Here is a 25,578-nt window from a genome sequence, read left to right as displayed (position 1 = left end):
TTAAGAACAGATAAATAGGACCATCCAATACTTGCCTTAACCAAAGTTTCATACAATACCGTATACCGGACCAACTTGCTTATGATAATCAGCCAAATCCACCATGCGACTACCTTAAATTGATTATTAAACAATGTATTTATCCATGTCTTTAAGCCAATAGACCTTATTCCATTCATAGCATCAAGCTTCCCGTCTATATTGCTTCAAACAATAACCAAAACTCATCATTACTCCTAATAAAAAGCCTATAACTGAGAATAGCATTTTATTGGGGAAAGCCGGGCTTTTCGGTAAATCGGCTTCATCGACAATCTGGACATCCATACTGTCCAAAGCTTCTTTCAGCTTTTTATCCTCTGCCTGCTTGATAAGGTTGGTATAGATCTGTTCCTTAATGCCGGTATCACGCTGAAGGTTCAAATATTCCAACACGGCTTTCGGGAAGCCGTCCAGTTTCTTTTCTTCCTCTTCCCGGCGCTGTCTTATGGCCGCTTCACTGGCCTTGGCCACGGCTACGCTGACTTCGGCATTCGCCTGCTCACCGATAAGGCCTGCTTGGGTGGAATTCATTGTGGTGTATTTGGAAGCTACGATGGTATTTACTTCACTAGCCAGTTTCTTTTGCAGGGCATCGATTCTTTCTTTTGCAGAAATAATACTAGGATTTTCTTCTGTGTAGCGTTCCCTCAACCCCACAAGATCAACCTGAGCTGCTACAATCTGCTTTCGCAAATCCATAACAATTTCATTATCATTGATGTTATAATTCTGACTGCTAGAGCTGATATCGCCTAGTTTTGCACCCACAGCATCCAGTTTTGCCTGATTGGCCTTTTCCTGTACCTGCATGTTGCTGATGGCTTCATCAAAGGCGCTCATTTTCGACACAGCAGCTTTGGCCTGTTCATCCGGACTGTAGATTTTATGTTCCTGCTGGTATTCAGCAAATTTAGTTCTGGCTTCTTCCGCATCTTTTTTTGCTTCATCAATACGTTTTTCGAGGAATTTCACCAGCAGGCTCTGGGTTTGCTGGTTCATATCCGTCTGCAGGAGCAGGAAGTTGTCTACCACGCCCTGCGATATTTTCTGGGCCTCTTCCGGCGTTCTGCCCTTGGCAGTAACGGTTATAAGATCCGTCTGCTTTGTATTCTTGATGTCCAGATATTTCTTAGCAAAATCCTCGGCCTCAGGCTTTTTCTTCTCATCTTCCCATTCCATATCGTCAATGATGGGTTCCAATACGCGGCGGGATTTCATCAGTTCCATATAATTGGTGGTGGAACTGCCAGTACCTGTATTCACTCCCATCATCGCCGCCATAGCTGCGGCACCACTGATATCCTGACCAGCATCCCTGGTCTGTACCAATGTGGTGGATTCGTACTGCTTCGGCAGGATGAAACTGATGCCAGCGGCCAACAGAGTGCAACCAATGATGATGCCGCCTACCTGTTTTTTATGGTCGATGGCGATGTTGGCTAATTTGCCGAGGTCGATGGTGTCTTCTTCTAAATGTTGTGGTTTATGTTCCATTGAGATTTGCTCCTTAAAAGTTATTTTTGAGGATTAAACACCTCATTCGAGCGCTTCGCGCCCACCTTCTCCTCAAGGAGAAGGCCTTAATAAGCTCCCTTGCCGAAGAGAACGGCGGTGAAGGTTTTGGCCAGGTACATAATGTCGAGCCATACGGACCAGTTTCTGACATACCAGGTATCCATGGTGACTCTTTCCTGAAAGCTGACGTCGTTTCTGCCGCTGACCTGCCAGTAGCCGGTGATGCCGGGAAGACTCAGGGTGATGGTGTTGATGTCCTTGCCGATATCTGCTTTTTCTCTCGGCAGGTACGGCCTTGGACCTACCAGACTCATATCGCCTTTTATAACATTCAGAATTTGCGGTAACTCGTCCAGACTGTACTTGCGCATCCAAGTACCTGCCTTGGTAACCCGGGGATCGTAATCCCGCAGTTTGGCGTATTCTTTCCATTCTGCCGCCGCAGCAGGATTGCTGGCCAGATATTTTTTGAGAATTTCATCACCGTTGGTATACATGGTACGAAACTTATAACACTTAAAGTTTCTGCCACTTTTACCAATACGTTCTGCATTGTAGAATACGCTGCCTTTAGAATCTATCTTTATACACAGCGCCAGAAGCAGCAAAATAGGGCTGATAAGAATCCCGCCAATAACGGTCAGTGTCAGATCAAACAGGCGTTTATAAATCCGATTGCGCCGCAAAGCCAGATTGTTCTTCATATGCAGCATCAGGATTTCTTCACTGAACAGCGACTGTGCTTCCACATCGGCCATTGGCGTACCGATAAGGTCCGGTACATAGGACAGATGCCTGACATGTGGCTGTACCACCGCTATCAGATGTTGCAATTTCTCCCGCTCCATCCCCGGAACCGTAATGATAACTGTTTTTGCCGTACTGGACTTGATGATTTCCTCTGCTTCGTCTATCTTCCCTAATATTTTGTAATGCTGCGGGATTCGCTGGGAAACCGGGTGATCATCGATAAAACCAGCAATATTGTAGCGATAGCCTAAATCATCCCGGAAGAAATGCAGTGCCCGCTCAGCCGTTTTACCTGCGCCTATAAAAATCACTTCATAATAAAGGTGACCACTTTTTTTCAGATAAGCACTGACCAGAAGTCGTTCTATATAGATGATGATCAGCATCAAAAGCCAGAATGTCAGAAAAAATGACCTTGGTGCCTGCCAACTGGTAAAGAAGTACAACGCCACCACGCAGGCTACCATGGCGTAGGTTACGCCGTAGAAAATGCTCCGCACTGTATAGATAAATGGCTGCATCGTATTATAGACGCGCGATTGGGCGAGGAATAGCAGAAAGGTCAATGGCAGCCAAAAGTAGAGGTAGGCCTTGTGAATTGACAGGTCATATATTGACGTTGACATTTGACCGGTCAAAATGACTGCCAGGTAGTCCATCATGAGGAACAGGACAGGTGTCAGGTAACGCCGTACCTTTTGCCTTATGGAATTGTTACTTCTTGCTACAGTCAATGTCATTTTAACCCTTTCATTTTAGTGTATTTAATAATATTATTTGCACTAATTCAACGGTTTTTATTTTAGCACAATAATAATGTAATGTCTATTGCAAAATAAGCACAAAAAAAGACTGCGAAAAATCTTACGATCTTTCGCAGTCTTTAACTGTATGCTATTTAATTAGATTTCCTGAATGATAGGCAGGATCATCGGTCTGCGGCGGGTTTTCTCGAAGAGATAACGGCCCAGCGCATCGCGAACGTTGGCCTTGATGGCGGCCCATTCCTTTACGCCTTCTTCCTGGCAGCGATCCAGTGCCTGCTCTACGCGGGCCTTGGCTTCGTCCATCAGGGCTTCAGACTCACGCACGTAGACGAAACCGCGGGATACGATATCCGGGCCGCCGACAACGGTGTTGGATGCCCGGTCCATGGCTACGACGATGATCAGGATACCATCCTGAGACAGCTGGCGGCGGTCACGCAGGACGATGTTGCCCACATCGCCGACGCCCAAGCCATCAACCATGACCATACCAGCGGGAACCTTGCCTGCCACCTGGCCTTTATCCCGGGTGAATTCGAATACATAGCCGTTCTCGCCGAGGAAGATATGGTCTTTGGCCATACCGAGTTCCTGGGCCAGTTTGGCATGCTGTACCAGATGATGGTATTCGCCATGCACGGGGATGAAGAATTTCGGGCGCACGAGATTGTGCATGAGTTTTAATTCTTCGCGGCTGGCGTGACCGGATACATGGACTTCCTTATCCCGGCCATAGATGACGTTGGCACCGAGACGCATCAGATTGTCGATGGTCTTGGAAACCAGTTTTTCATTGCCCGGGATTGGTGTTGCCGAGATGATGACCGTATCATCGGGAACAATGGTCACCTTGCGATGGTCGGACAGAGCCATGCGGGTAAGAGCCGACATGGGTTCACCCTGGCTGCCCGTGGTGACAATAACGATTTGTTCTGGACGATAGTTATTGATCTCATCAATATCGATTATAGTTCCTTCCGGAGCGGTGATATAACCAAGCTCCAGGGATATGGTCACAACATTCACCATGCTGCGGCCCAAGATAGCGACGCGGCGTTTATAGCGCACAGCCGTGTCAATCACCTGCTGGATGCGGTGCACGTTGGACGAGAACGTCGCTACGATGATGCGGCTGCGTGCTCCATGGAATGCCTTGTCAAAGGACGCACCCACGGTGCTTTCGCTAGGCGTATGACCGGCCCGTTCTGCATTGGTGGAATCGGCCATCATCAGCAGGACACCTTTGTTCCCGAGCTCCGAAAAGCGGCGGAAATCCGTCATCTTGCCATCGATGGGCGTATAATCCAGCTTGAAGTCGCCGGTATGAACGATCATGCCCACCGGAGTTTTGATGGAAAGCCCCACTGCATCGGGAATGGAATGGTTCACGCGGATAAAGCCGACACTGAAGCAGCCCACGTTAATGATATCCCCCTGCATCACCGAATGCAGATTGCTGGAATCCACCCCGTTTTCCTTGAGACGGCCTTCCAGGATTCCCAGCGTCAGGCGGGTACCATATACCGGTACATTCAGCTGCTTGAGAACATACGGGAGCGCCCCGATATGGTCCTCGTGGCCGTGCGTCAGGACAATCGCCTTGATCATATCGCGATTCTCCAAAAGATAGCTGATATCCGGAATAACCAGGTCAACCCCCAGCATATCTTCTTCGGGGAACATGAGACCGGAATCAATTACGAGAATCTCATCCTCAACCCGAACAACGGTCATGTTCTTGCCGATTTCCCCCAGTCCGCCTAAGGGAATAATCTGTAGTTTTTGTGCTTTTGACAAAAATTACACCTCCATAATTCAATTGTCTTCTTACTCAAATTTTTAACTCATATATTTCATTGCGTCTGCGCAATCAAAGTCCGAACAATTCATTCTCCCCTATTTTATCATTCCGGAAGGCATATTGCAACGGAAAAAGGACATTTCCCCGCCATAAAGCAGAAAAATGTCCTTTCTTAATCCGAAATAAATCTTATAGATCAGGTCTTACGCCCGTCTTGCCGGTAAACTTGTGATAGGAGGCACCTTTGCGGCGGCTCATGAGTTCGTCCAGCAACTGGTCCGGCGTGAGCTTGTGGAACGCCAGCAGCACCAGGCAGTGATACCAGAGGTCCCCCATCTCATAAAGGACTTCCTCGCTCTTGTTGTTCTTGGAAGCGATAACCGTTTCTACGGCTTCTTCGCCGACCTTCTTGAGGATCTTGTCCTGCCCCTTTTCAAAGAGGTAGTTCGTATAGGAACCTTCCACGGGGTTAAGCTGACGGTTCTGGATGACATTGTACAGATCGTTCAGCACGGTAGCCAGTGAAGTTTCCTCTTCCGGCTCAACCACGACCAGGCCTTTTTCCTTCTCTTCCACGAGCTTGCGGCCACTGAAGCATGTATAAGTACCCGTATGGCAGGCCACACCGGTCTGATGAACCTTGATCAGCAGGGTATCGCCATCGCAGTCGTAGGAGATTTCCCTTACTTTCTGCTTATTGCCGGATTCTTCGCCCTTGTTCCAAAGGCGCTGGCGGCTGCGGCTGTAGAACCAGGTGTAACCCGTCTCGATGGTCTTCTGCAAGGATTCGGCGTTCATATAGGCCAGCATCAGGACCTGGCCGTTTTCTTCCTGCACCACTGCGGGCACTAACCCTTTTTCGTCAAAATTAATCATGGAAATGTCAACTTCATTCATCAGAATCTTACCTCCACGCCCCGCGATTTCAGATATTCTTTGACCTGCCGTACCGTGAACTCCCCGTAATGGAATACGGAAGCTGCCAGTACCGCATCTGCCTTGCCTTCAGTCAGCACATCATAGAAATGTTCCAACTTGCCTGCGCCGCCGGAAGCGATGACCGGGACATCCACCGCTTCGGAAACGGCTCTGGTCAGGGCAATATCATAGCCGTCCTTTGTGCCATCGGCGTCCATGCTCGTGAGCAAGATCTCGCCTGCTCCCAGATCCACGGCCTTCTTTATCCATTCCAGACAATCAAGCCCTGTCGGCGTGCGGCCGCCATTGACATAGACTTCCCATTTGTCCTCACCGCTGCGCCGGGCATCCACGGCCAGAACCACGCACTGGCGGCCAAACTTCGCCGCGCCTTCCCGAATGAGTTCGGGATTCTTGATTGCCGCCGTATTCACGGATACTTTGTCCGCACCGGCTTTCAGCATGCGGCGCATATCCTCCACCGTGCGGATGCCGCCGCCTACGGTAAAAGGAATGAACACCTGACTGGCACAATCCTGGGCAACCTGTACAATGGTATCCCGCTGATCGCTCGAAGCGGTAATGTCCAGGAATACCAATTCATCTGCACGTTCCTTGTCATAACGGGCTGCCAGCTCCACCGGATCACCGGCATCCCGCAGGCCGACAAAATTCGTGCCCTTCACCACCCTGCCGGCTTTGACATCCAGACAGGGAATAATGCGTTTCGTATAGGTAGATGTACTCATATAGCAAAATCCTCATACAGTATTTACACTCAACATTACCTATTTTACAATATGTGGCGAAGGTTTACAAGTTTACACCGGATTTAAATATATCCTTTGATAATTCTAATTATAACGCCCTTCGCAGGAATTTTCCATAGGTCAATGTCCATCCTACAACATATTCTGCAAAAATGCCTTGGTACGTTCTTCCTTGGGAGCCGCAAAGAACGACTCCGGCTCTCCCTCTTCCACGATATTGCCATCAGCCATGAAGATGACATGGCTGGCTGCTTCGCGGGCAAAAGCCATCTCATGTGTCACAACCACCATGGTCATATGCTCAGCAGCCAGTTCGCGCATCGTCTTCAGGACTTCACCTGTCAGTTCGGGATCGAGCGCCGAGGTTGGCTCGTCAAAGAGCATGATATCCGGCTTCATGCACAAGGCCCTGGCGATGGCCACGCGCTGCTGCTGGCCGCCGGAAAGTTGGGAGGGATAATAATCCGCCCGGTCTGAGAGTCCCACCTTAGCGAGCAGTTCGCGGGCATAGGGCTCCACTTCATTGCGCTTCTGCCCCTTCACCTGCATGGGAGCTTCCAGCAGGTTTTCCAGCACCGTCATATGCGGGAACAGGTTGAACTGCTGGAATACCATGCCTGTGCTTGCGAGAATCTCCCGTTCCTCCTTGCCGCTGGCATACTGTGCTCCATCCGCTTTTGTCTGCACGAGGAAGCGGTCCTTGATGGCGATACTGCCTTTGTCGATGGTTTCGAGTTTGTTGATGCAGCGCAAAAGCGTGCTCTTGCCGGAACCGGACGGACCGATAATAGCCAGCACCTCTCCCCGGCGCACTTCCAGATTGATGCCCTTCAATACATCCAGGTCATTATAAGATTTATGGATATCCGTCATTTTCAGCATGACTTCGCCCTTATCAATATTTGCCATAATATGCCTCCAGTTTCTTAAAGCCCCAGGTCAGGACAAAAGTCATTGCCAGATAGAAGATGGCCGCAAACAGGAACGGCGTCATATCGAATTCACGCTGGACAATGGTACGGGCCACGCGCAGCAGGTCATTCATGGCCAGGATGTAGACCAAAGAGGTATCCTTGACCAGGTTGATGGTCTCATTGCTGACCGGTGGCAGGACAATGCGGATGACCTGCGGCAGGATGATGCGGCGCATGGTCTGAGGATAGCTCATGCCCAAAGTCTTGGCTGCCTCATACTGCCCCTTGGGTACGGCCTGGATGCCCGCGCGGAAAATTTCGGCAAAGTAGGCCGCATAGTTCAGCGTGAACGCCAGCAGCGCCGCCGCAATATCCGGCAGGCGGATGCCCACCATCGGCAGGGCAAAGTAAACGAACAGCAACTGCAACATCAGCGGTGTCCCGCGCATGATCCAGATATAGAATTCCACCAGCCGGCTCACCAGTTTAAAGGTGGACAAGCGCCCCAAAGCCGCCAGCATCCCCAAAGGCAAAGCCAGTATCAGCGTGACGAAGAATATTTCCAATGTTATTTCCGAACCATCCAGCATCAGCAGGAATGTGTCCCAAAGTTTTTCCATGCGTCTTTCTCCTTTAGTGTCGTAAAGTGTTAATATATTAGATTATACACAAGAACGGCTGAACTGTAAAGGGTATTCCTGTCAGCAAACACATAGTTTCCCCCTATTCGCTATAAAAAATTTTTATGGTAAATACTTCAAAAAATTACTTGCAAAAATGATTTAACCTGCTATAATAGATTTCTGTTAGCAGGTACTAAGAGGTACCAACAAAAATTTGGAGGTGACAATTGACCATGCGTGATTGCGAAAAGATTCTCGATCAGAAACTGGGCAGCCGTGAATTCCAGGAGGCTTTTGAAGCTACTTCCATGGAATATGATTTCATCGACCGTATTGCTGCCGCTTGCGCCAAACTGGCTAAAGCTGATAGCTGCGACAAGAACTAATCTTATCATACCATATATATAGCAGGACAAAAATTGACCGGTCAGAATCTGACCGGTCAATTTTTTAATATCGTTTACGTTTCACGGATGATGGATAACCCAGCTGTTCCCGGTACTTCATGACCGTACGGCGGGACAGTTCCATATTCCTGGCCTGCAGGAGTTCGCAGAGCTTCTGGTCGCTCAGGGGCTTCTGGGGATTTTCGCCCTTGATGAGCTCCTCTATAGCGGCCTTGGCCTGGCTCGCGATGAAGTCTTCGCCATTGCTGCTCTTGTTGAGGCTGGCGGTGAAGAATTTCCGCAGGGCCATGATGCCGTTGGGCAGTTCCACGTATTTATTGGCTACTGCACGGCTGACCGTTGACTCATGGACGCCGATGGCTTCGGCCACATCCCCCATGGTCAGGGGATGCAGGCTCGCATGGCCTTCCTCAAGGAAATCATGCTGCACACGGATGATTTCTTCCACCACTTTCTTGATGGTACTGCGGCGCTGTTCAATACTGTTGATGAGCCAGGAGGCCGCACTCAGACGCTTGCTGATATACTTCTGGGTATCCTTGTCGAAATCTGCCGCCTCCTTATACATGGGGGCGATCTTCAGTTTCGGGATGTAAGTATCATTAAGACTTACCTGATACCCCGTCGGCGTTTTCTGCACCAGTACATCCGGCGTGATGTAATTGGCAGCTTCGCCGCCATAGGCACTGCCTGGTTTAGGATCGAGCTTGCGCAGGATATCCACGGCCATCTGCACTTCGGCAGGCTTGCAGCCCTCGGCTGCGGCGATTTCCTTGATGCGGGCATCGGCCACAGCGGTCAGATGTTTGTCAATCAGTGCTGCCACCAGGCCATCGTAAATGCCCAGTTTCTGTGCCTGCAGACGCAGACATTCGCTGAGGCTGCGGGCGCCAACCCCCACCGGCTCAAAGCCCTGCACTACGGTCAAAACCTTCTCCACCAAGGCTACATCTGCCTCCATGGTCTTGGCGATATCCTCTAACGATAAGGTCAGATACCCCCAATCGTCAATGGAACCGATGATAAAGGTGGCAATAGCCCGTTCCTGCTCGTCGGCAAAGGCAAATTCCGCCTGTTCCAGCAATTCAGTCTCAAGCGTCGTGCTCACGGGCGCCGCCGATTCGAAGACATGCTCCCGCTCGGCGAAGCCGCCGCTGAAATCACTCGCGTCCTCCCCCAGATAATCAGCCAAAGCCGAAAGGTTATCCGCCCGGAAGAGCTCGCCCTGATTTTCGCCGGCACCATCGCCGTATTCCATCTCCAGCGCAGGATTCTCCAAATATTCTTTTTCGATTTCACTTTTCAGATCCTGTGCGGATAACTGCAAGATCTGTATGGCCTGCTGCAGCTTCATGGTCATGGCCAGATGCTGCGAGAGGTTCATATTTAGGGATTGTTCCTGCTGCATGGAGATACTCCTTCATTGTGATTGTTGCTTATTTCTGGGACATGGCTGCCGCAATCGCTGCGCCTAAGCCGCTGCCACCGTTTTCGAGTACCGTGTCCACCACGCTGGCTTCTTCGCCGAGCAGTTCGGACAGGGCACGCATGATGTTTTCCTTGGCCAGTGGCATTTTCTCGTAGACAGAACCGTCCACAGCGATATGCTGCTTCGGTGCCTTGCCTTCACCAGCCAGCTGCCAGATAATGCCGACAAAGGAAGCCGTCACAAGACGGGCAGAACGGATGACCAGCGTGCTGGCCAATTCGCGTACCATTTCGGCATCGGCTGCGTCGATGGTCTTGCCGGTCTTAGCCGCTACGATTTTCACGACTTCAGCCTTGTCAGCACTTTCGTCGAGGATGATGTTGCTCATATCGATGCTGGTAAAGCCATAGTTCTTGCCTTTTTCATCCAGCAGTTCTGCGAGAGCCATGCCAAAGAGCTCGCCCATATAGCGGCCGGACACCATCTTTTCCAGACGCTGTTCGCCCGGTTTCTCGGATGCCTTGTCGAATTCAATATCGAGACGGCTTGGCACGAGCTTCATGAAACCGCCGGATTCGAGATTCAGGATCATCGGCGCATCGGCACTGTCGGCATAGGGTTCGAGATAGCAGGTGTTGTGGCCCGTCGCATAGATGGAACCGATGTAGATATCCGGCTGTTTGTAAGCAGCAGCCAGCAGTACGGCTACCGTATCGTTGATAACGGCCGTCGGTTCAACATTGTCGATGCCCTGACGGTGCAGCGCTTCCTTGAGCAGGTCATTGACAACCTTGCCTTCCACGCCCGGCGTCGCAAATTCCTTCGTCCAGATGATCAGCTTAGCATTGTAGAGATCCGTCTGCTCAGACGGGAAAGAGAACGTATGTCCCAAGAGATATTTCGTCGTGTGGTCGCCTTCCACGGCTTCATCCACAAGTTCGGCGATAAAGTCAAACATCTCTTCAGCAGTGGAATCTGCACCGATAAAGTCATAGACGCCTTCCACCTTCAGCGGCTTAGCGACTTTCTTGAGCACTTCAAACTTGCCTTCCCCTAAGAGTTTGATGCGCAGGACACGCAGGTTCGTGCCGCCGAAATCCAGAGCGAGGTATTCCCCTGTTTCCTTGCCCGTGGGCAGACCCACGTAGGATTTCAGCATGCGCAGGGAGGACTGATCCGGATCTTTGAGCCCCAGACGCAGGTCATAGCGGAAGTCAGCGGCGATTTCGCGTAGCTGTTCGGTCTTGACCGTGAACTCCTCAATCAGATTTGCAAATTGTTCCTTGTTAAATGCCATTTTCTTTTTCCCCTTTTTTGTATATTAAGCAAGTAAATGCTTGACACCTCATCCACCGCTTACGCGGTCCCCCTTCCCCTCAAGGGGAAGGCTTTTTATGCCTGCTCTTCGGCAATGGCCTCAAGATACTCCCAGCGCTCCATCAGATGTTCGAGCTCGGCGTTCAGCCGTGTTTCCTCCTTGGCCAGCTCGTTGAGCTTGCCGAAGTCGGTGGCGTTTTCGGCCATCTGCAGCTGCACCACCTTGAGTTCCCCTTCCTTGCTGGCTATGATGCCCTCGATTTCCGCATATTCCTTCTGTTCCTTGAAGGTAAAGCGCCGTTTGGCGGCAGGTTCACTGTTATGATTGGCCGCTGCCTTTGGCTTAGCCTCGGCAGGCTTCTCGGTTTTAGCCAGGACTTCTGTTTCTGCCTGCTCCGCGGCCAGCTTCTCCTTGTAATAGGAATAGCCACCGGCGTACATCCGCAGCCTGCCACCTTCCTCATAGGCAAAGACTTTATCGGCCAACCGGTCTACGAAGAAGCGGTCATGAGACACGAAGATGATTGCGCCCTGGAAATCGTCGATAAAGCTTTCGAGCACGGCCATGGTTTCCAAGTCCAAATCGTTGGTCGGCTCATCGAGCAGCAGTACATTGGGCTCTTCCATCAGCACCCGCAGGAGATACAGGCGCCGCTTCTCGCCGCCGGACAGCCGGGCAATGGGCGTCCATTGCAGGTCTCCCGGGAACAGGAAACGCTCCATGAGCTGGGAAGCCGAAATCCGCGTGCCATCCGCCAAGGTAATATAATGAGCAGCTTCCTGCACGTATTCGATGGCCCGCAGACGCTCATCCATCTCCCGGGCCTGCTGGGCAAAGTAGCCGATCTTGACCGTCTGGCCGATGGTCACCGTGCCGGAGGTCGGCTGCTGCAGGCCGGCGATGATATTGAGCAGCGTGGTCTTGCCCGTGCCATTGGCCCCCAAAATGGCCACGCGGTCATTGCGCAGCACCGTATAGGTGAAGTCCTGCACGATGGTACGGCCATCCACCTCATAGTGCACATGGTCGAGCTCAATGACCGTACGCCCCAAACGGCTGCCTGCCAACCCGATTTCCACCGTGTCATTGCTGATACTTACGCTCTGGCTCTTGACTTCCTCATAGCGCTGGATGCGCGCCTTCTGTTTCGTGGAACGGGCCTGCGCACCGCGGCGCAGCCATTTGAGTTCATTGCGCAGGAAGTTCTGCCGCTTAGCCTCCGTGGCCTGCAAACGCTCGAGGCGTGCGGCCTTCTGCTCGAGAAACTCCGAATAATTGCCCGTATAGGTATAGGCCAAACCCTGATCCAGTTCCAAGATCTTGTTGGCCGTATTGTCGAGGAAGTACCGGTCATGTGTCACCATCAACAGCGCACCCTTGAGCCCCCGCAGATATTCCTCGAGCCAGACAATGGTCTCACTGTCCAGATGGTTGGTCGGTTCATCGAGGATCAGCAGGTCGCAGGGCTGAATCAAGGCTGTGGCTAGCGCCAGCCGCTTCTGCTGGCCGCCAGACAGCGTGCCCACAGGCGCCGTGAAGTCGTTGATGCCCAATTTCGTCAGCACCGTCTTGGCCGAGCTTTCCAGCTGCCAGCCGTCATGTTCGTCAATCACGGCCGTATAACGCATGATTTCCTGCTGCAGGGCCTTATCATCCGGATGCTCCGCCGCCTTGGCCATGGCCAGCTCATAGCCGCGCAAAGCCTGCATCAACGGCGAAAGTCCGCGGAACACCTCCATGAGCACCGTATTTCCCGGGGCAAAGACCTTATCCTGCGCCAGATACTCCAGCTGCAAGCCACGCATGGTGGTCATCGTGCCCTCATCCACAGGAATCAGTCCAGCTACCGCCTTCATGAAAGTGGACTTGCCGGTACCGTTGACGCCGACAATGCCCACCTTGTCCCCAGCATCCATGCTGAAGTTAATGCCCGAAAACAAGACCTTCTCGCCATAACTCTTGGTAAAATTTTCGATGGTGATTATCATAAACTATCGTCCTATCTGTAAACATTCCTTCTTATTATAGCGTCTTTTGCTTGTTTTTCCTAGTACCTGATGCGAAACAAATTTCTTCTCTTCCGGTAAACAAAGAAAAAACCGGTCAATTTGACCGGTCAGACTGTTCTTCTATATGCTGCTGTTTGCCAAACCACAACCAGAATAACAACGGGAACACGATGATTTCAAAAAGGATGATGATGACAAAGAGCCCATTGATGAAATTCCAACTCAGGAACAATGGCGCTTCCTTGGCCTGTGGCGGTCCCATATGACGTTCCGGCACAAACCCACCGACTATTTTCGGCCCTTCCGCATCACTGCCGGTATTGGCAGCCGTCACCATATTAGGAGGTTCCTCCACATATCCGCCCCCGCCTGGATCACAGATGATACCAAAGAGGCAGAAGGACACGAGCAGCAATACCAACACGGCCAGTATCATCAGGGATTTCTCCCCCTTGCCATGAGCGTTATTCGACTGTTGCTTCATCTGTATCACCGTCACTTTTAAGAAAGCTCTCATAAAAATCTAATCTCTTTCTAATACTTTACCCTTTCCGCTCTGCTTTGTCAATTTTAACCGATAAGATTACAGAAAACTGTCTTATCATTGACAACATGTAAACTTTTTAGTTATAATATCTATGCATAAAAGATTATATTCTTAGGCAATGGCGCCTTTTGCTTCTCCCCGGCAAAGCAGACAGGATTTCTGTCTCTATTTATCGGCAGAAACAAAGGGCGTTTTATATTTTTTATAGAAAGAAGGTTGTTTATGATCTTGTTAAACTCTGTTGTCGATAGCATCAATACCATTCTTTGGTCTTATGTGCTCATCGTCATCCTGATTGGGTGCGGCATCTACTTCACCCTGTCCACCAAATTCGTGCAGCTGCGCCTGCTGCCGGAGATGGTAAAGCTCCTGACAGAGGGCATCGGCAAAAAGACAGAAGGCGGGGCTGTCAGCTCCTTCCAGGCCTTTTGCGTCAGTACAGCCTCCCGTGTAGGTGTCGGCAATATCGCCGGTGTGGCCATTGCCATCGTCACAGGTGGACCCGGTGCCGTATTCTGGATGTGGGTTATCGCCTTTATCGGCAGCGCTACGGGTTTTGTGGAAAGTACCCTGGCGCAGATTTACAAGATTCAGCGTCCCGATGGTTCCTTCCATGGCGGTCCGGCTTACTACATCAAGAATGCCCTGCATCAGACGGGTGTGGCTAAGCTCTTTGCCGTGCTGCTGGCTGTCACCTTCGGCCTGATCTACAACTCCGTACAGGCCAACACTATTGCCCTTTCGGCCGCTACGGCCTTCAATGTGCCACAATATGTAACAGCTGGCGTGCTGGCATTCTTCACGGGGCTCGTAATCTGTGGCGGCGTTCAGCGCATTGCCCAGGTCACGGAATTCCTGGTTCCCATCATGGCAGGCCTTTACATCCTCGTGGCCATTATCATTACCGTGATCAATATCGACAAGGTGCCGGCGATGTTTGCCATGATCATCCATGACGCATTCTCCCCGCAGGCAGCAGTAGGCGGCGGCCTTGGCTCTGCCATCCTCACGGGCGTAAAACGCGGCCTGTTCTCCAATGAGGCCGGTGAAGGTTCCGTGCCAAATGCTGCCGCCACGGCCGATGTCAGCCATCCGGTCAAACAGGGCCTGATCCAGGCGTTCGGCGTTTATGTGGATACCTGGCTGGTCTGCTCGGCTACCGCATTCATCGTATTGCTAGCCGGTCAGTATACCGTGGGCGGCGAGCTTACGGGTATTGCACTGGCACAGGCATCGCTGGCCAGCATCTTCGGTGCTTCGGCACCGGCAGCGGTTTCCTTCATGATTCTGATGTTTGCCTTCAGTTCCATCGTCGGCAACTACTACTATGGTGAAATCAACATCGCCTTCTTCGAAGCCAAGGGCAAGACCGCTCTTTTCCTGTTCCGAGCTTTGGTCATCTTCATGGTCGTTTTCGGCAGCATGGCCGAACTTTCTCTGGTTTGGAACCTGGCCGACCTCTTTATGGGGCTCCTGTGCCTGACCAACCTCTATGCGATCTCCCGCCTGTATAAATACGCTCATGTAACCTTCGTCAGCTACTTAGAGCAGAAAAAACGCGGCGTTGAACCGGTCTTCGATCCGGCTATCCTGCCCGACGAACATGGCATCCATGCCTGGGGTGTAGATAAAGACTGAATATCATAATAAGAAAAACGTGCAGTGATCCGATTTCACTGCACGTTTCTTATTTTACACAAAGTTTGCTATAACAATCAGAATTTAAACCTTGCGCTTTCCTTCTGGAGTTCTTCTGCCATATTAGCCAGTCTGTGGCTGGAAGCAGCCAATTCTTCCATGGAAGCAGACTGTTCCTCGGTTGCCGCCGAGATGGACGCGATGTTCTGAGTGATCTGCTTGGTGGTTTCATCCACATCTTCAGCATCCCGCAGTACGCTCACACTGTCATCGGCTACCCGAGAAGCACTATGTGCCGCATCCTTGACCAGATTATCCACTTCTTCGATATGCGAAGCAATCTGGCGGAATTTCTCACCGGCTTCGACAACCGTGCGGCCGCTGGTGCTGACCTGTTCCGTACCCACATTCATGGATTCCACGGCACGTTTGGTCACCTGCTGCACGCCACTGATCATCTGCGCGATTTCCGTAGCAGCTTCGGAGGACTGCTCAGCCAGTTTGCGAACTTCATCAGCCACAACGGAGAAGCCGCGGCCCTGTTCACCGGCCCGTGCTGCTTCGATAGCGGCATTCAGTGCCAGAAGATTGGTCTGTTCGGCAATGCTTTGGATGGTGTTGATGATTTCGCCAATCTGTTCGGAGCTCTTGCCCAGTTCATCCACATTTGCTGCGGATTCCACGACCGTCTTATGCGCAACCTTCATCTGTTCTACCGCTGCTTCAATGGCGGCAACACCCTCTTTGGCCGCTACGCCTGCCATGCCGGAGGTCTTGCTGATATTGGCCGATTTATCGGCAATACCGTTGACATGGTCCGTCATCTGCCGTATATTGCCCACGACATTATTGATGGTCTCACTCTGATGGCTGGCAGCTTCCGCGATATCACCGACCTGTTCAGCTACGTGGGTGATGGTCTCAGCCACCTGCTCTACGCCGCTGGACATCTGACCGGAAGAGTTGGATACTTCATCGGCACTGCCCTTGATCTGTTTCAAAAGTGTAGTAAGTTCCGTCGTCATCTTATGGAACGACTGCGCCAGCGTGCCGATTTCATCATCCGAATCAACAGCGAGCTGGTTATTACGCAAATCGCCATCGGCCAGCCGCTCTGCCGAAGCCTGCAGGCCTCTGAGCGGGGATACGATGAGATTGGAGATAAAATAGGTAGCCGCAAAAATCAAAAGCAGAGCAACGACCAAAACACCGCCCAGAATCATGCGCATGTGATTGACGTTTTGCATGAGCTGGGAACGATCCACAATGGTCAGGTAACGATAACCGGTCTTTTCCGAAACATAGGTATTGACCATCTTGCTGCTGCCATCCAGATTCACTTCCCGCAGGCCTTTGAGACTCTTGGCCGTATCCAGGTTGGACAACTCACCCAGTTCTGCTTCCGCCAGTTTCTTGAAGGCTGCATCCTGATGTTTGGGATCTGCGATAATCACGCCATCCGCATCCAACATCATGATATAGCCGGTCTCCCCCACCTTGATCTCGGAAATCATATCCGTAACCACCGGCAAATCGATATTGAGCCCCAGAACACCCAAAGGCTGGCCATCCATCCCCTTGACCGTCGCGAAGATACCAACGGTCGGCGTCCCTTTGGAAGTCTTGAACGGCTTCGTGATGCGAACCTTGCTCACATCGGCCATGCTTTCCTTGAACCAGTCGCGCTTGCGGGAATCATAGCCCTTCTTGCGTTTCACGGCCGGATACTGCAGATAACCGCCATCCGTCGTACCATAGCTGATTACCGATACAGCGGTCTTATGGGATTCGCCAAATCGCTGGAAGACCTGATAAGCTGCCAGTTCAAAGCCGCCCTTTGCCTGCGGATCCATGGTGATATTGCCATCGGAAGCTGCCGTAGCAGCTACGGCCTCATCCATATAGCGGGTGATTTCGCCGCCCGCCCTGAGTACAGGATCATTGGCCATATTCACCAGGCCATCCCGCAAGCCAATGAGGAACAGATCCATCGCATTATCCACCTGTGTAGACTGCAGATCTGCCTCTTCCTCAAAATTGTTCATCTGGCTGTCGGTGATGATACCATCCAGCACAAATCCCAGCACTGCCATCACAAAGATAAAGAGCACCGACACGGATACCATTATCTTCTGTTTGACATTGAGCCGGTCTAATAATCCGCCCATTCCCTCATCTCCTTTATGCACTTCCTATACACCTCACTACACTTGCTTTTCTTATACGACAGGAGGGTAAATTTTTCCTGCTAGAATTATCGCTCGATTCATAAATTTTTGTAAAAAATCGGCGAATCTCATCCTTCATTGTTTTTCCAGAATCACTGTGCTAAACTAGGACTTAACGACGGGCGCACCAGGGAGGAAAAATCATGGCTTTACCATATAATCTCATCGACTTTGATATGAAAATCGGACGGCAGAAACCGGAGACCATCCGTCATCCGGATAACTACTGTCCTTTTTGCCATCCCGAGGAACTGACCGACATCATAGCGACCGATGGCCCCATCATCCTCCTGCGCAATAAATATAATGTCCTTGCCGGCACAGAACAATTCGTGCTGATTGAAAGCGACATCTGCCAGAGCGATATCCCGGATTACAGCCCCGAACATATGCAAAGACTGTTGCGCTTTGGCCTTCATCACTGGCAGGCAATGCTGCATTCCGGAAAATACGCGGATGTGGTCTTCTTCAAAAACTATGGCCCCCTGTCCGGGGGCACGATCCGACATCCCCATATGCAAATCGTGGCCTTCCCCCATCTAAATCAGCCCCTGCAGGTTTACCCGGAGGAATTTTCCGGTGAAATCATTACCACGGAACATAATGTAGAATTCAATATTTCCACGAGTCCGCGGATTGGCTTCTGGGAACTGAATATCGTACCGCAGGAAATTGAAAGCGATTGCGCCATCCAGGCTATGGCTCATTTCCTGCAAACCGGAACACGTTATCTGACCAGTCAATTCCACAAGGGACGCGTGCAAAGCTACAATATCTTTTTCTATCAGCTGGCCGGGCAAATCTATGGAAAGATCGTGCCGCGCTTTGCCACACCGCCGTTGTTCATCGGTTATGGCGTCCATGTGCGTCCCACCAATATCCGGGAAGCAGCCCAAAACATCCGCCAGTTGTATTTCGCTGAGGTTTGACCGTTCCCCGCACCTAAAGTATAATGATTTAATCTATATTTCGTAATACAAGGAGATTTACCACTATGAGTCTTGACGGCTTTTCCATGCGTCCTCTCGTGCGCGAGCTGAATGACAAGCTTGCCGGGGGCCGCATCGATAAGATCACCCAACCCAATAAACAATCCATCGTCCTGTCCATCCGCCAGCCGGGGCAGAACCATCAACTGCATATCAGCATCAATTCCCAGAATCCTGCCGCCCATATCATGGCCAAGAATCTGGAAAATCCGCCCGAACCGCCCGTATTCTGCATGGTTCTCCGCAAGCAGCTGGAAACCGGCCGCATTGCCGCTATCCGTCAACACGGCCTTGACCGTCTGATCCTGATGGATGTGGACTCCATTGCCGCGGGCGGCAAGATCGTGACCAAGACGCTCGTCATGGAACTCATGGGCAAATACAGCAATATCATCCTCGTACAGGATGGCACTATCATCGATGCTCTGCGCAAGATTGGCAGCAACAGCAGCCGCGTGCGCACAGTACTGCCCGGCGATGCCTATGAACTGCCCCCGGGGCAGGATAAGCTCGACCTCTTTGCCACAGACCTGGCTCAAGTCATGGAGCGCATCAAAGAAACAGACAGCCAAGAACGTCTCGACAAAGCCATCCTTGGCGCCTGCATGGGCTTTGGCCCCGTGTCAGCTAAGGAAGTCTGCTTCTGCGCGGGCTTTGCTCCGAGCACCAGGTTGAATACATTGGACGAAGCTGACTTTACTTCCATCGAGCAGGCTTTGGCCGAAATCCGCCAGGCCGCCAGCAGTGAAGAAGCCCAGCCCGTAATCCTGATGGACGAAAACCAGAAAGTGCTGGCCATGGCCTCCTTCCCCCTCCACTATCTGCCTCAGGCTGTCACATTGGACTTCGATACCATCAGCGCCATGCTCGAAAAGGCCAGCGCACTGGCCGGCAGCTATGTGCTGCCCGATAAGGACCGCTTCAAGAAACTCGTGAAGAACGAACTGCACCGCGCCGAAAACAAGCTGGTGAAGCTCGATGAGGAAATAGCCGCCGCCGAAAATGCCGAGGAATACAAAGTCCGCGGCGACAACCTTATGACCTATCAGTATCAATATAATGACCATGAAGATGCTGAAATCACCGTGGTCAATATCTACAGTGAAACCGGCGAGGAAATCACGATTCCCCTCGACCAGCGTTTCACCATCATCCAGAATATGCAGCTTTGCTACAAAAAATACGACAAGCTCAAACGCGCCCAGGAACTTTTGCAGGTACAGCGGCAGGAATGCGAAGCTTCCATCAGCTATCTCGAAAGCATTGAAGCATCCCTCTCCGCTTCATCGAGCCTCGGCGAAATCGCCGAAATCCATAATGAACTCGTAGAGGGCGGCTACCTGCGCGAAAAACTCAAGCGCAAGAACAACGACAAGCCCTCCCATCCCTTCCGCTTCACTACACCAGACGGCCTGCAGATCCTTGTGGGCAAGAACAACTACCAGAACGACAAACTGACCTGCAAGACCGCCAGCTTCAATGATACTTGGTTTCATACCCAGAACATCCCCGGTTCCCATGTGATCGTACGCAATGGCGGCGAAGAACTTAGCGAGGATAATATTCTTTTAGCCGCCAGCCTTGCCGCCCATTTCAGCAAGGCACAGGGCTCCTCCAAGGTTCCCGTGGACTATACGGAAATCCGCTACGTCAAGAAACCTTCCGGCAGCAAACCGGGCTTTGTGATTTTCACCAATCAGAAAACCCTCTACATCACCCCGGATGAACAGGAACTGGCCCCTATCCTGGCCCAGGATCCCCAAGCATAACCCCATGAACATGATTACAGTTTTGCGGCCGCAAACATATGCAATTTGTAATCGCAAATATTTTTATTGACAAACATGTGTCTTTCCGCGTAAAATAAAAGCATCGATAGCGTGGCAACGAAGCCCGGACGAATGATAATGATTCGTCCGGGCTTTTATTCTGTCTTTCCCGCTCCTTGGATAACACGCTATCGGCCTATACACATCTACCAAAGGCAGGACAAAGGTGTCTGACTGTGGCGGTTTATCCCCGCCCGTCAGGCACTTTTTGCTTTGCCCGAAAAAGACTAGGAGGGAGACGATATGGACGCATTACTAGCCCATAAAGATGAAATCAATGAGCAGCTCGCCCGTTATGGCGTAAAATTTGGGATTTACAAGGATGGCAATTTCAAGGAAAGGCTGTTCCCCTTTGATCCCCATCCCCGGCAAATTGCCGCTGACGATTTCCGGCAGTTGGAAAAGGGCCTTGCCCAGCGGGTGGCCGCCTTAAATCATTTTCTCTATGACATTTACCACGAGAAGAAGATCATCAAGGACAAGATCGTGCCGGAGGAGTTCGTCTACCGCTCGCCGGGATATCTGGCCCAATGTGAGGACATCACACCGCCCAAGGATCGTTACAGCCATATTTCCGGCATCGATCTGGTTTTGGGCAAGGACGGGGAATGGTATGTGCTGGAGGACAATTTGCGCATTCCCTCCGGGGCCTCCTATCCGTTGATTGCCCGGACACTCTGCCGCCGCTGCAGCCCTGCCACCTTCCGGCAGCACCGGGTGGTAGACAACCGGGACTATGGCAAACTGCTCAAGCATACCATGGACTATGTGAACACCGGCGGCATCAACGTCATCTTCACGCCCGGCCGTTATAATGCCGCCTATTTTGAACATGCCTATCTGGCCGAGCAGGCAGGCGCTGTGCTGGCAGAAAGCGGCGACCTCTTTGTAGAGAACCGCAAGCTTTACTGCCATACCAGCTGCGGGGCCACTCAGGTGGGCGCCCTTTACCGCCGAATCAGCGATGAGTATCTTGATCCCTTGTTCTTCGAGGCCTCGTCCCTGATTGGCATTCCCAATCTGATGGATGCCTATATGGCCGGCAATGTGGCCATCCTCAACACGCCGGGCAATGGCGTGGCCGATGACAAGGGCATCTATTACTTCGTGCCCCGCATGGTTTCCTATTATCTGGGCGAGGAGCCCATCCTCAAGAACGCCCCGACTTACCTGCCCTATTTTCCCGAGGATTTTGCCTTTGTCATGGAGCATATTGGCCAGCTGGTCGTCAAGGATGTGTCGGAAGCAGGTGGCTATGGTGTCATCTTCGGCGAAGACCTCACCAAGGGCCAGCTCGATGAACTAAAAGCTGCCATCCGCACCTCTCCCCGCCGCTTTATCGCGCAGGAGGTAGTGGATTTCCAGGATATGCCCGTGACCGAAGGAGAGGAAATCGTCCAGCGCAAGGCTGACCTCAGGGCCTTTGTCCTCACGGCGGAAAAGCCCGTGGTCTGGCCCAGCGGCCTTACCCGCTTTTCCCGCAATCCCGACAGCTTCGTTGTCAACTCGTCACAAGGAGGAGGTTTCAAGGACACATGGATTCTATGCCATTAAGCAAAGCCTCCCGGCTCTTCTGGCTGGGACGCTACTACGAACGCACGGTTACCACGCTCACCTATCTCTGGAGCTGGTATGACAAAGTGATTGATGGGGAGCCCCCCGATTACAAGACGTTCTGCAAGGCCTTGGAGATTGACTGCTTCTATCTTTCCGCCGAGGAATTCCTGCAGGATTATGTCTTTGACAGTACCAATCCCGACTCCCTGCGCATGGCGGCGGACAATATGCTGGGTAATGGCATGATGCTGCGAGAAACCATCGGCAGCCGCACCCTGTCCTATCTGGAACTGGCCGTCACCGCCATGGACAGCGGCATTGGCAGCCTCTCACCCACTCTGCCGCTGCAGCGCACCATCGATTACATTCTGGCCTTCCGGGGCTGTTATGATGACTGCATTCCCGATATGGAAGTGCGCAACATCATCAAATGCGGCGCCAGCGTGGAACGGCTGAGCCTCTACTTGCGCCTGGGCTGGCGTCTGGAATTCCTGCCCACCGAGGTGGGACGGCTCCTCTATCGCACCAAGCGGGCCAGGCTGACGCCAGCACCGGAGTGCTTCAAGATTATCAAGGACACGCCGCTGCCCCTGAAAGGAGATAATCGCCTGACTCTGTTGCGGGCGGTAGAAGCGTATTTTTCCCTTTGAAATTTAGCTGCTGAAAAGGAGGCGAACGGCCATGGGACGTTCTCTGGAATTTTACTTTGATACGAAACTGGAATTTTCCCAACCCATTACGGAACACGAATTTCTCCTGCGCTGCCTGCCCGCCGATTTGCCGGAGCAGAAAATAGAAAAACATTCCCTGTCCCTGCTGCCGGAATGTACGGTATCCAGTCTGGGCAAGGATGCCTTCGGCAACCGCTACTGCGCCGGCCGGGTGGAAAAGCCCCACAAAATATTCCATTATACCCTGCAGGGAAAAGGCTATCGCGATGATACGCAGCGGGAAAAAGCCCCTGCGGCGCCCTATTATCTCTATCCTTCCCCGCTGACGCAGCCCACCAAGGAGCTGGAGGATTTCTTTGCCGCCCTGCCCATAAAGCAGGGAACCCTGGAAACAGCCAAACGGTTGGCGGCCCGGGTACACCGCCACTTTACCTATGCCCCGGGCAAAACGGACGTGTCTACCTCTGCCGCCGAGGCTTTCCAACAGGGCACTGGCGTCTGTCAGGATTACGTCCATGTTTTCCTGACGCTGTGCCGCATGGCCCATATCCCCGCCCGCTATGTCAGTGGCCTGCCCCTCGGCGAAGGGGCCAGCCATGCCTGGGCAGAAATCTGGGCCGATGGCTTCTGGCACGGACTTGATCCAACAAGGGACTGCCCTGCCGACGAAGGCTATCTCAAGTTCTGCGTGGGCCGGGATTACAACGACTGCCCACTGGAACGAGGGATGTTTTCCGGCAAAGCCGATCAGCTCCAAACCGTATTTATGAAAGTGACGGAGGCATGAATATGATTGAAGAAGTGGTGTCCGCCCGCCTGCCCGTGGGCGAGACACTCGTGATACAAAAGAACCGCATCGAAGGCCAGGAGCCGCACAAGCACCGGCTGGCCATCGTCACCGGCACCCATGGAGATGAACTGGAAGGTCAGTATGTGGCCTTCCAGCTGGCCCGGGTACTGAAAAAAAAACTGCCCGCCCTCTGCGGTACGGTAGATATATACCCGGCGCTGAACCCCTTGGGCATCAGCACGATATACCGAGGACTACCGGGATTCGACCTGGACATGAACCGGATTTTCCCAGGGAGTCCGGACGAGACCATGTACGAATACATCGCCCATGGCATCGTGGAAGATATTGCCGGTGCCGACCTCTGCATTGACATCCATGCCAGCAATATCTTCCTGCGGGAAATCCCCCAAGTGCGCATCAACGAAATCAGTGCCGAAACCTTGGTGCCGCTGGCCAGGCATCTGAACATGGACTTTCTTTGGATTCACAGCGCCGCCACAGTGCTGGAAAGCACTTTGGCCTACAGCCTCAACGCCATCGGTACGCCCACTCTCGTGGTAGAAATGGGCGTTGGCATGCGGATTACCCGCAGTTACGGCGACCAGCTGATTACGGGAATCCTTTCTGTGATGGCAAAACTCGGAATGCTGACCGAACCGGCCCCGCCCGTGGCGCCGCCCATCATCAGCAGTGACGGCAGTGTTTCCTTTGTCAATGCCAATACCTCGGGCATCTTTATCCCCAAGGTACAGCATGCCGACCGTTTGGAGCAGGGTGAGCTTATCGGCATAATTGCCGACCCGCTGACCGGTACAATCCGGGAAGAACTGCAGAGCCCTGCCAGCGGTCTTATCTTCACCCTGCGGGAATACCCGGTGGTCAATGAAGGCTCGCTGATTGCCCGGATACTAGGAGGCACTACCCTATGAAGAGAAAAACTTTATTCACGATAGATGCCCAGCCCTACCGTCAATCTATTCCGGTCTATGGCTATTTTTTTGGCAGCGAGAAAAAGACGTTGGCGGTGATGGGCGCCATCCGCGGTGATGAGTTCCAGCAGATGTATACGGCGGCCAAATTGGTACAGCAGCTTTCCGAGCTGGAAGCCGCAGGTAAACTGGCAGATGATTGCGGCATCCTGGTCATTCCCTGCGCGGGCCAGTTCTCCATGAATGTCAGCCGCCGCTTCTGGCCCTTGGACAATACGGATATCAACCGCATGTTCCCAGGCTATGAAAAAGGCGAAACCACCCAGCGGCTGGCCGCCCGCATCTTTGCGGCGCTCAAGGGCTATACCTTTGGCATCCATCTGACCAGCCTCTACCTGCCCGGTGATTTCGTGCCCCATATCCGCATTATGGACACGGGCTGGCAGGATAACGAGGAAGGGCTGGACTTCGGCCTGCCCTATCTGATCACCCGCAAGCCCCATCCCTACGACACCACCACCTTGAACTATAACTGGCAGGTCTGGGAAACCCGTACCTTTTCCCTCTATACCAAGGCCACCGATTTCATTGACGAGGAAAGCGCACAGGAAGCCACAGACAGCATTCTGCGCTTTCTGGCCTGTCACGGCTTCCTTAAAGACGCCGCGCTGCCAGCAGGGGCACTGACGCAGGAAATAAAAGAGAATAATCTTCTCACCGTACGGAACTGCTACGGAGGCATCCTGCTCCACTGCCGCAAGGTAGGCCAGCAGGTCAAAAGCGGCGAAATCATCGCCAATATTGTAGATCCATATACGGCAGAAGTATACGAAGAAATCCGCGCCCCGCATGACGGCCTGATTTTCTTCGCCCGCCACGCCCAGATTATCTCAGCCCATACCATCTTGTTCCGCCTTATCCCCCAATAAACACCGGCTAAATCAGCAAGAACCGGTAAAAAAATAGCCCCTATAACGCTAAAAGTCCACTGACGAAGTTGTCAGCGGACTTTCTTTAAATTGCAGTTTATCGGGGAGTTCGTGGCAAAGGTATCCCGCTCATGCGCAGTCAGGGGTTCACGGGGGAGTGCTTTTTCTGGTTGCGCTAAACGACCCGCTCGGCAAGGTCAACATT

Annotated in this window: 21 protein-coding genes; 9 read left to right on the top strand and 12 right to left on the bottom strand. The window is 52.2% G+C overall.

Annotated features, from left to right (window positions below):
• Positions 1–183: 183 nt before the first annotated feature.
• The 7 genes from BLQ59_RS02640 to BLQ59_RS02610 form a co-directional block, all read right to left on the bottom strand.
• Complete coding sequence (locus BLQ59_RS02640; protein ID WP_074571382.1) at positions 184–1,536, bottom strand: GumC family protein; 1,353 nt, start codon at positions 1,534–1,536, stop codon at positions 184–186.
• Positions 1,537–1,622: 86 nt separating this feature from the next.
• The gene (gene wbaP / locus BLQ59_RS02635) at positions 1,623–3,047 is read right to left on the bottom strand and encodes an undecaprenyl-phosphate galactose phosphotransferase WbaP (protein WP_074571381.1); all 1,425 of its coding nucleotides are present in this window, start codon (positions 3,045–3,047) and stop codon (positions 1,623–1,625) included.
• 162 nt (positions 3,048–3,209) lie between these two features.
• A complete protein-coding gene (locus BLQ59_RS02630) occupies positions 3,210–4,808 on the bottom strand; it encodes a ribonuclease J (RefSeq protein WP_256324589.1) in 1,599 nt (532 codons plus the stop codon).
• 256 nt (positions 4,809–5,064) lie between these two features.
• On the bottom strand, positions 5,065–5,772 hold the full coding sequence (hisIE, locus tag BLQ59_RS02625) for a bifunctional phosphoribosyl-AMP cyclohydrolase/phosphoribosyl-ATP diphosphatase HisIE (RefSeq protein WP_074571379.1): 708 nt from the start codon (positions 5,770–5,772) through the stop codon (positions 5,065–5,067).
• Positions 5,772–6,542 (bottom strand): imidazole glycerol phosphate synthase subunit HisF, encoded by a 771-nt coding sequence (gene hisF / locus BLQ59_RS02620; protein WP_074571378.1) that lies wholly within the window; start codon positions 6,540–6,542, stop codon positions 5,772–5,774. The genes hisIE and hisF overlap by 1 nt, the downstream gene beginning before the upstream one ends.
• 153 nt (positions 6,543–6,695) lie before the next feature.
• A complete protein-coding gene (locus tag BLQ59_RS02615; RefSeq protein ID WP_074571377.1) occupies positions 6,696–7,472 on the bottom strand; it encodes an amino acid ABC transporter ATP-binding protein in 777 nt (258 codons plus the stop codon).
• Complete coding sequence (locus BLQ59_RS02610; RefSeq protein WP_074571376.1) at positions 7,459–8,097, bottom strand: amino acid ABC transporter permease; 639 nt, start codon at positions 8,095–8,097, stop codon at positions 7,459–7,461. The genes BLQ59_RS02615 and BLQ59_RS02610 overlap by 14 nt, the downstream gene beginning before the upstream one ends.
• Positions 8,098–8,327: 230 nt before the next feature.
• Here BLQ59_RS02610 and BLQ59_RS15890 point away from each other — a divergent pair, with 230 nt between their 5' ends.
• Complete coding sequence (locus tag BLQ59_RS15890; protein WP_176756700.1) at positions 8,328–8,486, top strand: hypothetical protein; 159 nt, start codon at positions 8,328–8,330, stop codon at positions 8,484–8,486.
• A gap of 64 nt (positions 8,487–8,550) precedes the next feature.
• On the opposite strand, the gene rpoN is transcribed toward BLQ59_RS15890, so the two are convergent.
• The 4 genes from rpoN to BLQ59_RS02590 all read right to left on the bottom strand — a co-directional run bounded on the left by rpoN (position 8,551) and on the right by BLQ59_RS02590 (position 13,780).
• Complete coding sequence (gene rpoN, locus BLQ59_RS02605) at positions 8,551–9,915, bottom strand: RNA polymerase factor sigma-54 (protein WP_074571375.1); 1,365 nt, start codon at positions 9,913–9,915, stop codon at positions 8,551–8,553.
• A 28-nt stretch (positions 9,916–9,943) separates the two neighbouring features.
• Positions 9,944–11,233 (bottom strand): hexokinase family protein, encoded by a 1,290-nt coding sequence (locus tag BLQ59_RS02600; RefSeq protein ID WP_074571374.1) that lies wholly within the window; start codon positions 11,231–11,233, stop codon positions 9,944–9,946.
• Between the two features lie 95 nt (positions 11,234–11,328).
• On the bottom strand, positions 11,329–13,242 hold the full coding sequence (locus tag BLQ59_RS02595; protein WP_074571373.1) for an ABC-F family ATP-binding cassette domain-containing protein: 1,914 nt from the start codon (positions 13,240–13,242) through the stop codon (positions 11,329–11,331).
• A gap of 115 nt (positions 13,243–13,357) precedes the next feature.
• Positions 13,358–13,780, bottom strand: coding sequence for a hypothetical protein (locus BLQ59_RS02590; protein ID WP_074571372.1), 423 nt, complete (start codon positions 13,778–13,780; stop codon positions 13,358–13,360).
• 252 nt (positions 13,781–14,032) lie between these two features.
• Here BLQ59_RS02590 and BLQ59_RS02585 point away from each other — a divergent pair, with 252 nt between their 5' ends.
• Entirely contained in the window at positions 14,033–15,448 is a 1,416-nt protein-coding gene (locus BLQ59_RS02585) for an alanine/glycine:cation symporter family protein (protein WP_074571371.1), read from the top strand.
• Between the two features lie 77 nt (positions 15,449–15,525).
• On the opposite strand, the gene BLQ59_RS02580 is transcribed toward BLQ59_RS02585, so the two are convergent.
• The gene (locus BLQ59_RS02580; protein WP_074571370.1) at positions 15,526–17,616 is read right to left on the bottom strand and encodes a methyl-accepting chemotaxis protein; all 2,091 of its coding nucleotides are present in this window, start codon (positions 17,614–17,616) and stop codon (positions 15,526–15,528) included.
• 203 nt (positions 17,617–17,819) lie between these two features.
• Between BLQ59_RS02580 and BLQ59_RS02575 the strand changes: the two genes are divergently transcribed.
• The 7 genes from BLQ59_RS02575 to BLQ59_RS02545 all read left to right on the top strand — a co-directional run bounded on the left by BLQ59_RS02575 (position 17,820) and on the right by BLQ59_RS02545 (position 25,373).
• The gene (locus tag BLQ59_RS02575) at positions 17,820–18,605 is read left to right on the top strand and encodes a DUF4931 domain-containing protein (protein WP_014424732.1); all 786 of its coding nucleotides are present in this window, start codon (positions 17,820–17,822) and stop codon (positions 18,603–18,605) included.
• Positions 18,606–18,670: 65 nt separating this feature from the next.
• Positions 18,671–20,434 carry an Rqc2 family fibronectin-binding protein gene (locus BLQ59_RS02570; RefSeq protein WP_074571369.1) on the top strand — a complete coding sequence of 588 codons (1,764 nt, stop codon included), beginning with the start codon at positions 18,671–18,673 and terminating at the stop codon, positions 20,432–20,434.
• A 303-nt stretch (positions 20,435–20,737) separates the two neighbouring features.
• Positions 20,738–22,048, top strand: coding sequence for a circularly permuted type 2 ATP-grasp protein (locus BLQ59_RS02565; RefSeq protein ID WP_074571368.1), 1,311 nt, complete (start codon positions 20,738–20,740; stop codon positions 22,046–22,048).
• The gene (locus BLQ59_RS02560) at positions 22,039–22,701 is read left to right on the top strand and encodes an alpha-E domain-containing protein (RefSeq protein ID WP_176756699.1); all 663 of its coding nucleotides are present in this window, start codon (positions 22,039–22,041) and stop codon (positions 22,699–22,701) included. The genes BLQ59_RS02565 and BLQ59_RS02560 overlap by 10 nt, the downstream gene beginning before the upstream one ends.
• A gap of 31 nt (positions 22,702–22,732) precedes the next feature.
• Positions 22,733–23,509, top strand: coding sequence for a transglutaminase family protein (locus BLQ59_RS02555; RefSeq protein ID WP_074571366.1), 777 nt, complete (start codon positions 22,733–22,735; stop codon positions 23,507–23,509).
• Positions 23,510–23,511: 2 nt separating this feature from the next.
• Positions 23,512–24,444 carry a M14 family metallopeptidase gene (locus tag BLQ59_RS02550; RefSeq protein ID WP_074571365.1) on the top strand — a complete coding sequence of 311 codons (933 nt, stop codon included), beginning with the start codon at positions 23,512–23,514 and terminating at the stop codon, positions 24,442–24,444.
• Complete coding sequence (locus BLQ59_RS02545; RefSeq protein WP_074571364.1) at positions 24,441–25,373, top strand: M14 family metallopeptidase; 933 nt, start codon at positions 24,441–24,443, stop codon at positions 25,371–25,373. Before BLQ59_RS02550 ends, BLQ59_RS02545 begins: the two co-directional genes overlap by 4 nt.
• Positions 25,374–25,578: the final 205 nt, after the last annotated feature.

The sequence above is a fragment of the Pseudoselenomonas ruminantium genome, from assembly GCF_900104055.1.
GTDB lineage: Bacteria > Bacillota > Negativicutes > Selenomonadales > Selenomonadaceae > Selenomonas_A > Selenomonas_A ruminantium_C.
Note: the sequence above shows the minus strand (reverse complement) of the source record. Positions and strands in the feature narration are given on the sequence as shown.